Origin of the sequence: Campylobacter concisus, from assembly GCF_003048535.1 — a bacterium.
Lineage (GTDB): Bacteria > Campylobacterota > Campylobacteria > Campylobacterales > Campylobacteraceae > Campylobacter_A > Campylobacter_A concisus_S.
Map to the genome: position 1 here is coordinate 96,912 of NZ_PIRQ01000006.1, position 12,099 is coordinate 109,010.

The window sequence follows — 12,099 nt, forward strand, 5'->3', positions numbered from 1 at the left end:
TTTCCTATTTTTTGATTTTTTCTAGTGCGATTTTTGCTGCAAGCTGTTGGGCTTGCTTTTTAGAGCTGCCAACGGCGCGTGAAATTTCTTTGCCATTTAGTAGCAAGGCTATCTCAAATTCTTTCTTGTGGTCAGGACCTGACGTGCCGATGAGTTCGTATGTTGGGATGACACCAAGATTAGCCTGAGTGACCTCTTGAAAAGCGGTTTTGTAGTCCTTTTCGAGGTGTGCAAAGTCGATCTGTGGATAGCAAAGTTCAAGCAAAGCGATCGAAATTTCTCGCACTTTATCAAGTCCGGCCTCAAGGTAGATAGCGCCCATCACTGCTTCAAATGCATCACTTAAAATGCTATCTTTCTCGCGTCCGCCATTATTCTCTTCAGCCGTGCTTAGCCTTAAAAATTTACCCATTTTTAGATGCCTTGCCATATTTGCAAAGCTTTTTTCATTGACAAGTGCGGCTCTTAGCTTGCTCATGTCGCCCTCTGCGATCTTGCTAAATTTTTTAAAAAGATACTCAGCCACGAGCAGATCCATCACCGCATCGCCCAAAAACTCGAGTCTTTCGTTATTTAATGCCTGCTTGGTACTTTTGTGCGTTAGCGCCTCTTCTAAAAGTTCAGTTTTTTTAAATTTATACCCAAGACTCTTTTCAAATTCTTCTAAAATTTTCATCTTTCATTCTCATCTTTTATTTTTAATGCCTCATCTCTTGCCATCTGGTCGCACTCCTCGTTTTCAGGGTGTCCAGCGTGCCCCTTAACCCAGTTAGCCACGACTTTATGTGGCTTTGAAATTTCTAAATACTCCTGCCAAAGCTCGACATTTTTTACGTTTTTAAAATTTCTCTTTTGCCAGTTAGAAAGCCACTCATTTATGCTATTTACCACGTATGAGCTATCGGTAAAAAGCCTTACTTCGCAGGGCTCTTTTAGCGCTTTTAGCCCCATTATCGCAGCTTTTAGCTCCATTTGGTTATTTGTTGTGTATGCCTCGCCTCCGCTTGCTTTTTTCTGCGCTTCGTTAAATCTCAATATATACGCCCAGCCACCAGCTCCAGGGTTTCCAAGGCACGAGCCGTCACTAAAAAGTGTTACTATCTTCACTTGGTTTTTCTGTGATGTGGGATAAAATTTTGACACTTCCTAGCTCGTGACAGACCGGACATCGGTAAAAATGCATAGGAAATGAGTTTTTGCAGCTTTTGCAAACGTAGTTAAAGCTTAGCCCAGCCGCGTCAAATTTAGCGTCTTTTAGTTTTTTGATAACGTTTAGCTCAAAGCCATCAATTTCACATGGCTCATCTATATCGCCCTTTGCGTAAAAGAGTGATTTGTATTTTGCATCGTCTAAATTTATAGGCGTTTTTAGATTATAAAGCAGATCGATCACATCTTCAAAACGAGCAAAATCTTTTAAATTTTCTAAATTTTCATTGTGTCTTATGAAAAGGGCTAAGATCATGCGTTTTAAAAGCTCAAAATTTTGGCTAAGACGAGTGAGAATTTCTACCTTTTCGCTAAAGCTTAAATTTCTATCATCAAGCGTGCTAATAGCCTTTATATAGGCTTTTTGATCTTTTACATTTACACCAAGCTCTTCAAGAGAATTTAACGCATAAAGGGCTTCTTTGTAGTTTTTAAGTTTTTCATCTATCATCGTTAAAAAGCGAAGTGCAAGCACATTTCTTGGGCTTAGTTCAAGCACTTTTTCAAAGACTTCGCTAGCTTTTTTTAAAAATCCGGCCTTAAAATAGACCTCTCCAAGCTCGTTTAGGATAAATTCTTTTTCATTTTTATCTCTAACTTTGCCAAGTGCGATGAGATAAACACTAATTGATTTTTCAAAATCACCATTTTTAGCAAAAGTTTGCCCTAGCATGCAAAGGCTTTGAGCGTCTATCTCCGGACTTTGTAGCATCTGTTTATGCTCGCTACTTATGCCATCTTTGCTGTCAAATTTTCTTATAAATTTTTCGATTCTTTTTTTCTCATCTTTGCTAGAAAAAATACCCCAAGCATAGCTTAATGCGGCTATCATCAAAATAATGCTAAATAAAATAATAAGGCTAAATATCGGATCTCTATGCCCAATGAAAAAAATATCCACGCTCATACTTTGTAATAAAATTTTACTTTAATTATAACAAAGCGGTTGTATAATTTTGCTTATGATAGATCCAAAATCCATAGAAAAACTCAAAAATCAAATCGATATCGTTGACATTATAGAGCACTATTTGCCAGTTAAAAAAATGGGTGCAAACTATAAATGCGTCTGCCCATTTCACGATGATAGAAATCCTAGTATGAGCATAAGTCAAAGCAAACAAATTTTTCACTGTTTTGCTTGCAAGGCCGGCGGAGATGCGATCAAATTTGTAATGGATTATGAGAAATTAACCTATCCAGAAGCTATCGAAAGAATAGCTAGCCTTGTAAATTTTAGTCTCGAATACACAAGCGACAAAGCCCCAACACAAAAAGAAAATAAGCACATTTTAGAAAAGGCGAATGCCTTTTATAGGAGCGAATTTTTCAAGCATGAAGCCGCTGTGAGATATATCTATTCTCGTGGTATAAATGACGCGATGATCGAGAAATTTGAGCTTGGCTGGGCAGGGGAGAGTGCTAGTACTATTAGGCTTTTACAAAATGAAAATATCGAGCCAAAAGAGGCGCTTGAAGTTGGAATCGTAAAGCAAAACGAGAAGGGAATTTATGCTAGTTTTATCGAGCGTATCACATTTCCCATATATGCGCACACGGCAAAACTAGTCGGCTTTGGTGGCAGAACGATCTCAGATCATCCCGCTAAATATGTAAATTCTCCACAAAGTATGGTTTTTGACAAGTCAAAGCTACTTTACGGCTATCATTTAGCTAGACAAAGTATTTTTGAAAAGAAGCAGATCATCATCACAGAGGGATATTTAGATGTTATCATGCTACACTTTGCTGGCTTTACAAACGCTGTTGCCGTGCTTGGGACTGCGCTTACGACTAATCACTTACCACTTTTAAAAAGAGGCGAGATAAGCGTAGTGCTTTGTTTTGATGGTGACTCGGCTGGTATAAATGCCGCTATAAAATCATCTCGTCTTTTGGTTCAAAACGAAATAGATGGAAGCGTTGTAATCATAAAAGATGGTGCAGACCCTGCGGATATGGTTTTTGCAGGTAGAAGCGACGAGCTAAAAGAGATGTTTGGCTCAGGGACTGAGCTTGGCGAGTTTTATATTGAGCAAATTATAAAAAAATATGATATTACGCGCCCAGTGCAAAAGCAAAAATGTTTAGAAGAGATAGTGGAATTTACAAATTCTCTAAAGCCAATAATCGCAAAAAGCTACGAATTGCTGGTCTCAAATTTACTCAAAATAGAGCTAAATACTTTTAGCCTTCACGGACAAAGATATATAAACAGACAAGATCAAAATTTTGCAAATGCTGCAACGACAAATAAACAAACGGCTCAAAAAAAGGATAAAACTGATATTTTAGAATTTAGCGTTTTAAAGAGCATGCTAGCAAATAAAAATTACGAAGCTATCGTTTTAAACGAGCTTGAGGAGAAATTCTTCTTGCACCATAAAGATTATTTTCAGGCTGTTTTATTGCCAAATATTGAAGATAACGCGGTGCTTGTTAGAGAAATTTATGTTGATGAAAGCTCAAACGTAGCTTCTAGTGAAGATAGCCTTAAAGAGGCCATTTTAAAGCTAAAACTAAAATACTACGAGAAGCTTCGTGAAGATACCAGAAAATCACAAAAGCCAAATAAAATCGAAATAATGCAAAAAATTTCAGAGATTATTAAAGGCTTACACAACAAGCTACAAAAAAATTAGATTTAAGAATTTAACACTTATTCAGCTTTAAATCATAAAACTAAATGTAAAATGTTCAAAGTAATAAATGTTTTTAAGATTAGTTTTATTTTTAAGGATTTATTATGATAAATTTTAAAAGATTTGAGGCAAATTTTAATGCTATAAGTAGATTTGGAGCATTAAAAGGTGGAGGGCTAACAAGGCTTGCATTTAGCAAAGAAGACTTGGAGGCTAGAAATTTTCTTATAAATTTAATAGAAGAAAATGGCTTTAAACTTAAAATTGACAATGTTGGCAATATCTTTGCCATATATGACGATGGCTGTGAGCCAGGCGAGAAGCCGGTTTGTGTGGGCTCTCATATCGACAGTGTGCCAAATGGTGGCTTTTATGATGGTACGCTTGGTGTCATGGCAGGACTTGAAGCATTAATCTCGATAAAAGAAGCTGGCATTAAAACAAAGCGTCCGCTTTGGTTAATTAACTTTTGCTGTGAAGAGTCAAGTCGTTTCAAGACAGCGACCATTGGCAGCAAGATAATAAGCGGAAAACTTGGCCTACAAAGACTTCATGAATTAAAAGACGAAGATGGCATTTCGCTTTTTGAAGCGATGAGTAAATTTGGACTTGAGCCACAAAATTTAAATGATTCTATTTTAAAAGAACACTCACTTCATTCATATTTAGAACTTCACATTGAACAAGGTCCAGTGCTTGAGCGAAGTGGTATAAGCGTTGGTGTAGTAAGCGGTATCGCCGCTCCTATAAGATTTGAAATTATTATTCATGGCAAGGCAGATCACAGCGGTGCAACTCCGATGAATATGCGTAGTGATGCGCTGCTTGCTGCTTCACACATCATAATCGCTGCCAATAAATTTGCTAAAAACAAAAAAACAGCTGTGGCTACTGTTGGTTACGCACATGCAAAGCCAGGCGTTTTAAACGTCGTACCAGGCGAGGCAAGGCTTGGAGTTGATCTAAGAGATATTGATAAGGCAAGCCTAGAAGAGCTAAATTTAGAGCTTAGAAATTTTATAAAAGAGCTAAGTGGTGAGCTAAATTTTAGTTATGAGATAAGAGAACTAAGCAGTGACGAGCCAGTAAAACTTAGCGAGCATGCTATAAATTTACTAAGCGAAGAGGCTGCTAAACTGGGCATAAAAACGCTTACTTTGCCAAGCGGAGCCGGACACGATGCGATGAATCTAACAAAACTTGCAAGTAGCGTTGGCATGCTTTTTATACCTTGCGTTGGTGGCATTAGTCACAATATAGCAGAAGCTATAAATTTTGATGATGCTTTCAAAGCTACACAAATTTTAACAAATGCACTAATTAAACTATCAAATGAATAAGGAGAAACCTATGGACAAGATAGCAAATTTGGCTCTTTCTTTAAAAGATGAGCTGATCAAGGATCGCAGGTATTTTCACTCGCATCCAGAGACTGGCTGGTTTACATTTTTTACAACAGCCGTACTAGCAAAGAGGCTTAGTGATCTTGGTTATGAAATAAGCCTTGGTGACAAAGTCGTTAAAGCTGATGCACGGCTTGGTCTTGGCTCAAAAGAGCAATGTGAAAAAGCAATAGAAAGAGCCAAAAAGCTCCTAAGTCCTGAAGAGGCAAAATATCTTCCTTATATGAAAGATGGACTAACTGGCCTAACAGCCTTTATAGATACAAAAAGGCCTGGTAAATTTACAGCATTTAGATTTGACATTGATAGTGTTGATGTGACAGAGAGTGCAGACGCTGATCACAGACCTTTTAAAGATGGCTTTGGTGCAGATATCGCTGGTATCATGCACGCTTGCGGACACGATGGACACGCATCTATTGGCTTAGGTCTAGCAAAACTTATAGCTAAGAATTTAGATGAATTCAATGGCAAATTTAAATTTATCTTCCAAACGGCAGAAGAGGGCACAAGAGGTGCTGTGGCTATGGAAGCTGCTGGCGTGCTTGAGGGGGTTGAGTATTTGCTTGGCGGACATATCGGCTTTCAGGCAAAAACTAGTGGCGGCATCATATGCGGAACAAACAAGTTACTTGCAACTTCTAAATTTGACGTGCATATCACTGGTCGTTCAGCTCACGCAGCCGGAGCACCACAAGACGGCGCAAATGCTCTTTTAGCCGCAGCTCAAATGGCTTTAAATATGCATGGCATCACAAGACATGCAAAAGGTGTAACTAGGATAAATGTGGGCGTTTTAAAAGCGGGCGAAGGCAGAAACGTCATCGCTCCAAACGGCTATCTAGCTTGCGAAACAAGAGGTGAGGATACAAATTTAAACGAATTTATGTATGAAAAATGCATGGATATCGTTAAAGGCGTTAGCCAAATTTACGGCGTAGAGAGCAAAGTCGTAATGACTGGTGGCACAAGCGGAGCTGATAGCGACAAAGAAGTAACTGAAATTTTCTATGAAGCTGCAAAGCAAAGCCCATTTATAGATGATGACAAGATCGTAAAAGAGCTTGATTTTGGTGCTTGTGAAGATTTTGCTCATTTTATGAGAGCTTTGCAAGACAGAGGTGCAAAGAGCGGCTATATGATGATCGGTACAAATTTAAAAGCAGGCCATCACAACTGCAAATTCGACTTTGATGAGGAGTGTTTGGTGGCTGGAGTTGACGTCTATCTAAGATCTGCTTACAAACTAAACGGAGTAAAAAAATGAAAAACGCTTTACTAATCAGTGCTTCAAGCTACCAAGATACTGGCTACTTGAGACACTGCAAAAACTGGGTTAAGGAATTTTTAGGTGAATGCGGCAAGGAAGAAATTTTATTTATCCCTTACGCTGGAGTTAGGCGAACAAATGACGAGTATGAGCAAAAAGTAATTGATAGATTAAAAAATAGCAATATAAAATCAATCCATCACTACGAGGATAAAATTTCAGCTATCAAAAATGCTAGCAGTATCGCAGTTGGTGGCGGAAATACCTTTATGCTGCTTTACACGCTTTATAAGCTAAATTTGATTGAGCCTATAAAAGAAGCTGTGGCAAATGGCACAAAGTATTTTGGCTGGTCGGCTGGCGCAAACATAGCTGGCAAGACGATGATGACGACAAATGATATGCCTATCATCATGCCAAAGTCATTTGATAGCTTAAATATCTTCCCATATCAGATCAACCCGCACTTCATAAGTGGCAAGCTAGCAGGCCATAACGGCGAGAGCAGGGAGGAGAGGTTGGAGGAATTTTTAATAGCTAATCCAAAAGATACTATCTACGCACTGCCTGAGGGCACAGCTTTGCTTATAGCGGACAACGAGGCTGAGGTCATAGGACATAGTGAAATTTTAAAATTTGAGTATCAAAAAGAGATAGAAAAAATAGAAGTTGGAACTAAATTTAAAATCTAAGCAAGGAGAGAGGTATGGAAACATTTAAGCTAATTGCTGCCATTCTTGGCATCGCAGCTGTTGTGGCACTTCTTGTCTTAAAAAAAGAGACAAGAACGGTGCTAATAGGTGTTGGTTTGGTGCTTTGTATAATCGCACTAAAACCGATGGGGGCACTAAGTGCTTTTACTGACTATATGACTAAAGCAGGGCTTATAAAAGCGATTTGTGCTAGTATGGGTTTTGCGTTTGTTATGAAATACACAATGTGTGATAAACACCTTGTTGCGCTTCTTACAAAGCCACTTAAAAATGTAGGCTTTATACTAATCCCTGCAACAACCGTGCTAACTTATTTTATAAATATCGCTATCCCTTCAGCTGCAGGATGCTCCGCTGCTGTTGGTGCTACGCTTATACCACTTCTTATGGCTTCAGGCATCCGCCCAGCTATGGCTGGTGCTGCTGTTTTTGCGGGGACATTTGGTGGAGTCTTAAGCCCAGGATCGGCTCACAACGTCTATGTGGCTGATCTTGTTAAAAAGACGGTTGAGGGCTACACAGTTCAAGATGTCATAAAAGTGCAAATTCCAAGTGCATTTACTGCTCTTGTTATCGTAGTGATCGCATTAGTTATTGTTGCGATACTACTTAAAGACTATCAAAAAAATACAAATTTCACTCTTGAAAGTAGTGCTGCTAGCGAAGAGAAACCGCTATTTAAAGTAAATTTTATCTACGCTATTATGCCTTTAGTTCCACTTGTTATCTTGGTTATTGGTGGAACAAGCCTTGCGAAAGATTATAGCTTTCTTGCATGGACAAAGATGGGCGTTGCTGAGGCGATGATACTAGGTGCTATCATAGCTATTTTTGCTACACTTACAAATCCGCAAAAGATCACAAAAGAATTTTTTAACGGAATGGGCCATGCTTATGCTGATGTTATGGGCATCATCATCGCAGCTGGTGTCTTTGTCGCTGGCCTAAAGGCATGTGGAGCCGTTGATGTGGTCATCGCATGGCTAAAAACAGATCAAAGTTACGTTAAATTTGGCGGAACATTTGTGCCATTTATCATGGGTATAGTTACAGGTTCAGGCGACGCCGCTACATTTGCATTTAACGAAGCTGTCACAACAAACGCCGCTGCACTTGGCTTTGAACAAGATAAGCTTGGTATGGCAGCAGCTATTGCTGGTGCTTTAGGTAGATCAGCTTCTCCAATTGCCGGTGCTGCTATCGTTTGTGCAGGTATTGCGATGGTTAGTCCAGTTGAAATCGCTAAAAGAACATTTTTAGGTATGTTTATCTCTGTTGTAGCGATTGCATTTTTTGTTATCTAAAAGGATGAAAAATGGATATCGTAGAGAGATTTTTAAACTACACAAAATTTAACACCACAACAAATAAAGAGAATGGATTAAAAGGCGTCATGCCTTCTAATCCAACCGAGTACGAGCTGGCTAAGTTTTTAAAAGATGAACTTAGCTCACTAGGCATAAAAGATATCATCTTACAAGATAATGCTATCTTGATAGCAAAAATTCCTGCAAACTGCGACAATGCTCCAAGTATCGCCTTTTTTGCGCACTTAGATACAAGTAGTGAGCAAAAAAACGATACAAAAGCTAAGATAGTAAAATACACAGGCGGCGACATCTGCCTAAATGAAGAGCAGGGCATCTATCTTAAATTTAGCGACAACCCAGAGCTTAAAAAATACGTTGGCGACGAGATAGTCGTGACTGACGGCACTAGCTTGCTTGGCGCTGACGATAAGGCGGCGATCGCTAGTATTGTAAATATGGCTAGCTACTTTATGCAAAATCATGATGTAAAGCATGGTAAGATCGTGATCTGCTTCGTGCCAGATGAAGAGCAGGGCTTGCTTGGGGCAAAAGCACTTGATGTAAATTTGCTGGGAGCTGATTTTGGTTACTGCCTAGACTGCTGCGAGATAGGCGAGCTAATATATGAAAACTGGAATGCAGCTGACTGCACGATGGTCTTTAAAGGCGTTTCGGCTCATCCAATGAATGCAAAGGGCAAGCTTGTAAATTCGCTACTTCTTGCGCATAAATTTATCTCGCTTTTGCCAGGCGGCGAAGTGCCAGAGTGCACCGAGGGCAAAGAGGGCTATTTCTGGGTGAAAGAGCTTAGCGGAAACAGCGCAAAAACGACGCTCAAGATCGACATAAGAGAATTTGACGAGGCGAAATTTCAAAAAAGGCTTGAGTTTTTAAGCGATATGGCAAATTCTTTTAACAAAATTTATGGAGAGCGTTGCGAAATCACGCTAAAAACACGCTATGAAAACGTCTTTAAATTTTTAAAAGATGAAAACTCACTGCCTATAAAATTAGCAAAAGATGCCTTTAGCGAGCTAAATATCGCGCCAAATATAAAGCCGATGCGTGGCGGATATGACGGCGCTGTGATATCTGCAAAAGGTGTGCCAACGCTAAATTTATTCACAGGGGCAAATAACTTTCACTCCGTCTTCGAGTATTTGCCAGTTAGCAGTCTAAAAGCTGCTAGCGAAGTGATTAAAAAAATCGTAATTAACGCTGTTAAATAAACTTCATAAAAGCCTAGATTTAGTAAATTTAGGCTTTAAATTTTACTTTCAGGACAAAAATGAAGGCTTTAGCTTTGTTTAGTGGAGGGCTTGATAGCATGCTCTCAATGAAATTAATAAGCGATCAAAACATCGAAGTAGTCGCACTTTATATGGATACCGGATTTGGCGTGGATGAAGAAAAACATGAAATTTTAAGACGCCGTGCAGCTTTGGCTGGGGCTAGTTTAAAAGTGGTTGATATGAGGAATGAGTATCTTCGTGATGTGCTTTTTAACCCAAAATACGGCTATGGCAAGCAGTTTAACCCATGTATTGATTGTCACGGATATATGTTTAAAACAGCTCTAAATATGCTAAAAAGTGAAAATGCAAATTTTATAATCACAGGCGAAGTTTTGGGTCAAAGGCCGATGAGTCAGCGAAGAGACGCACTCTTTCAGGTTAAGCGCCTAGCTGATGACGAGGATGATTTGGTGCTTCGTCCGATGTGCGCTAAGCTCTTGCCGCCAACAAAGCCAGAGCGCGAGGGTTGGGTCGATAGAGAGAAGCTGCTTGATATAAGTGGGCGTGATAGAAAGCTGCAGCTTGCTTTGGCAAAGGAATTTGGCTTTGAGGACTTTGCAACGCCTGGAGGTGGGTGCTTGCTAACGATCGAGAGCTTTGCTGTGAAGATAAAGGATTATCTAAATTTTGATAAAGAGATGCGAGATATCGATGTAACGTGGCTAAAGCTTGGTAGGCATCTGCGCTTGCCAGATGGTGCAAAAATGATAATAGGCCGTGATGAGAGTGATAATAACGCACTTTTAGCACATCCAAATGATAAATTTGATCAAGTAAAATTTAAAGAGAGTGATGACATCGTAGGAGCCGTTAGCTTCATAAGCAAAAACGCTAGTAAAGCTGACAAAGAGCTGGCCGCAAGGCTCGCATTAGCTTATACAAAAGCAAGTAAAGAGAATGAATTTGAAGTTAGCATCGCTGGAGAGAAATTTAGTATCACACCTGAGGATAAATCTCTAGCTCAAAATTATTTCGTAAAATAGACGTTTTGTCGATTCTTGGTGCTTTTACTTTGTGTTTGTAGATAAAGATGGTTTTTATCTACAAATAAGTTTAAAAATTATATAATCCGAAACTTATTTTAAAGTGTCACGGTAGCTCAGCTGGTTAGAGCGCTGGTCTCATAAGCCGGAGGTCGGGAGTTCAAGTCTCCCCCGTGACACCATAGATGTCCTACTTATCGATACTTTAACTGCCCTTTTTGCAGTTTCCCTTTCTTTAAAATTTCCTAAAAGTATGGTACACTTTTTAAAAAAGTGGTACAGTTTTTTAGAATTGTTTTATTTTATAAAAAAGATTCTATGAAATTACTTTAAACTACATATATAAATTCAATCTTTATCTCTTTTTATTTGGGTGCTATACTGGAGTCAAAAATATCTGTAAATATTATTTTGGTTAGTTTAAAACAAGATTGACTTATTTATGATAAGTAATATCAAATATATTATATTTAAGTGGTTGGTTTATATGTTATGTTTTGAAGAAAATACTCTTAGCTTTCATATCCATACCTTCCTGTTTATTAATAGGGCGAGCATACTCTATGTAGCCACAAAATGTTATCATTTGCAGCTCCATAGAGGCTCGCAAGGAGAGCTTGTCGCTCCCTTGACCCACGCTTAAAAAATATTTTCTTTATTAAAATGGCCATATAAGATAGGCTATTTTAATAAAAATTTAAATTTATGGATGGCAACCATAAGGACAAAATATTTTATAGATTTTAAAATGACAGCATAATAAATATGGCTTTGGAAGTAATAAATGAGATGATTATGTAATAAACTTAGTAGAGTCTCTACGTTTAAAACATATCTAAGCTTTGGGTCTTTTCCTTGCATGCATCATCCGTATGGTGATGTATGCTGGCTTTTTGGGCGTATTCACGCTCCTTTATAAATTCTCTACATATTCTTGTAGCCTCTTGTACTCCATCTGTAAGTTCTTGTATTTTTCTCTCAAATTTTGGAATTCTTCTTCTGAATTTTCTAATTTTTCTTCCAAACGAGATATTGAACTCTCGTACATATCTTTTTGTTGCTGCAAAGACTCCGTTAAGGCATCGTTGCAATCTTTGCTCAAACTCTCGACTTTCTTTGTTAGCTCTGTCATCTTTGCCCGTAATATCGAGAGCTCCTTCTCGCAGTCTTGTTGCAAATTCATTGTTTCTAATTCGTGCTTGCTCCTTTCGTCTTCGATCATCTTCGTCAAGTGCTCGTTCTCTTCTAGTAATGCCTTCTCTAATGTTGTCATT

The 12,099-nt window shown here is 38.7% G+C and carries 11 protein-coding genes and 1 tRNA gene; 8 read left to right on the forward strand and 4 right to left on the reverse strand.

Translation table 11 applies throughout. The features are described from left to right. Positions 1-4 precede the first annotated feature (4 nt). Genes rnc through CVS93_RS06880 form a run of 3 tightly spaced genes read right to left on the reverse strand, consistent with a single transcriptional unit; the run spans position 5 to position 2,116 of the window. On the reverse strand, positions 5-676 hold the full coding sequence (gene rnc / locus CVS93_RS06870) for a ribonuclease III (protein WP_107687072.1): 672 nt from the start codon (positions 674-676) through the stop codon (positions 5-7). Next, positions 673-1,107, reverse strand: a complete 435-nt coding sequence (gene rnhA, locus CVS93_RS06875; RefSeq protein ID WP_107687073.1) for a ribonuclease HI — start codon at positions 1,105-1,107, stop codon at positions 673-675. Before rnhA ends, rnc begins: the two co-directional genes overlap by 4 nt. After that, entirely contained in the window at positions 1,085-2,116 is a 1,032-nt protein-coding gene (locus CVS93_RS06880; protein ID WP_234400106.1) for a tetratricopeptide repeat protein, read from the reverse strand. The genes rnhA and CVS93_RS06880 overlap by 23 nt, the downstream gene beginning before the upstream one ends. A gap of 55 nt (positions 2,117-2,171) precedes the next feature. Here CVS93_RS06880 and dnaG point away from each other — a divergent pair, with 55 nt between their 5' ends. The 8 genes from dnaG (at position 2,172) to CVS93_RS06920 (ending at position 11,007) form a co-directional block, all read left to right on the forward strand. Then, on the forward strand, positions 2,172-3,851 hold the full coding sequence (dnaG, locus tag CVS93_RS06885) for a DNA primase (protein ID WP_107687075.1): 1,680 nt from the start codon (positions 2,172-2,174) through the stop codon (positions 3,849-3,851). A 104-nt stretch (positions 3,852-3,955) separates the two neighbouring features. Next, positions 3,956-5,191 carry a M20 family metallo-hydrolase gene (locus tag CVS93_RS06890; protein WP_107687076.1) on the forward strand — a complete coding sequence of 412 codons (1,236 nt, stop codon included), beginning with the start codon at positions 3,956-3,958 and terminating at the stop codon, positions 5,189-5,191. A gap of 10 nt (positions 5,192-5,201) precedes the next feature. Further along, a complete protein-coding gene (locus CVS93_RS06895) occupies positions 5,202-6,521 on the forward strand; it encodes an amidohydrolase (RefSeq protein ID WP_107687077.1) in 1,320 nt (439 codons plus the stop codon). Beyond that, the gene (pepE, locus tag CVS93_RS06900) at positions 6,518-7,216 is read left to right on the forward strand and encodes a dipeptidase PepE (protein ID WP_087580527.1); all 699 of its coding nucleotides are present in this window, start codon (positions 6,518-6,520) and stop codon (positions 7,214-7,216) included. Before CVS93_RS06895 ends, pepE begins: the two co-directional genes overlap by 4 nt. Before the next feature lie 14 nt (positions 7,217-7,230). Next, positions 7,231-8,541, forward strand: a complete 1,311-nt coding sequence (gene dcuC / locus CVS93_RS06905; RefSeq protein ID WP_103582118.1) for a C4-dicarboxylate transporter DcuC — start codon at positions 7,231-7,233, stop codon at positions 8,539-8,541. A gap of 11 nt (positions 8,542-8,552) precedes the next feature. Further along, positions 8,553-9,776 carry a peptidase T gene (pepT, locus tag CVS93_RS06910; protein WP_107687078.1) on the forward strand — a complete coding sequence of 408 codons (1,224 nt, stop codon included), beginning with the start codon at positions 8,553-8,555 and terminating at the stop codon, positions 9,774-9,776. A 59-nt stretch (positions 9,777-9,835) separates the two neighbouring features. Beyond that, entirely contained in the window at positions 9,836-10,825 is a 990-nt protein-coding gene (locus CVS93_RS06915) for an argininosuccinate synthase domain-containing protein (protein ID WP_107687079.1), read from the forward strand. A 105-nt stretch (positions 10,826-10,930) separates the two neighbouring features. Continuing rightward, positions 10,931-11,007 (forward strand) — tRNA-Met (locus CVS93_RS06920). 731 nt (positions 11,008-11,738) lie between these two features. Here the strand turns inward: CVS93_RS06920 and CVS93_RS09955 are convergent. Then, positions 11,739-12,098, reverse strand: coding sequence for a hypothetical protein (locus CVS93_RS09955; RefSeq protein ID WP_234400107.1), 360 nt, complete (start codon positions 12,096-12,098; stop codon positions 11,739-11,741). Position 12,099 lies beyond the last annotated feature (1 nt).

Excerpts from the sequence above, each read along its gene's own strand:
- CVS93_RS06880 (WP_234400106.1), bottom strand. The coding sequence starts at position 2,116 with ATGAGCGTGGATATTTTTTTCATTGGGCATAGAGATCCGATATTTAGC.
- pepE (WP_087580527.1), top strand. The coding sequence starts at position 6,518 with ATGAAAAACGCTTTACTAATCAGTGCTTCAAGCTACCAAGATACTGGC.
- CVS93_RS06890 (WP_107687076.1), top strand. The coding sequence starts at position 3,956 with ATGATAAATTTTAAAAGATTTGAGGCAAATTTTAATGCTATAAGTAGA.
- CVS93_RS09955 (WP_234400107.1), bottom strand. The coding sequence starts at position 12,098 with ATGACAACATTAGAGAAGGCATTACTAGAAGAGAACGAGCACTTGACG.
- dcuC (WP_103582118.1), top strand. The coding sequence starts at position 7,231 with ATGGAAACATTTAAGCTAATTGCTGCCATTCTTGGCATCGCAGCTGTT.
- dnaG (WP_107687075.1), top strand. The coding sequence starts at position 2,172 with ATGATAGATCCAAAATCCATAGAAAAACTCAAAAATCAAATCGATATC.
- rnc (WP_107687072.1), bottom strand. The coding sequence starts at position 676 with ATGAAAATTTTAGAAGAATTTGAAAAGAGTCTTGGGTATAAATTTAAA.
- CVS93_RS06895 (WP_107687077.1), top strand. The coding sequence starts at position 5,202 with ATGGACAAGATAGCAAATTTGGCTCTTTCTTTAAAAGATGAGCTGATC.
- pepT (WP_107687078.1), top strand. The coding sequence starts at position 8,553 with ATGGATATCGTAGAGAGATTTTTAAACTACACAAAATTTAACACCACA.
- CVS93_RS06915 (WP_107687079.1), top strand. The coding sequence starts at position 9,836 with ATGAAGGCTTTAGCTTTGTTTAGTGGAGGGCTTGATAGCATGCTCTCA.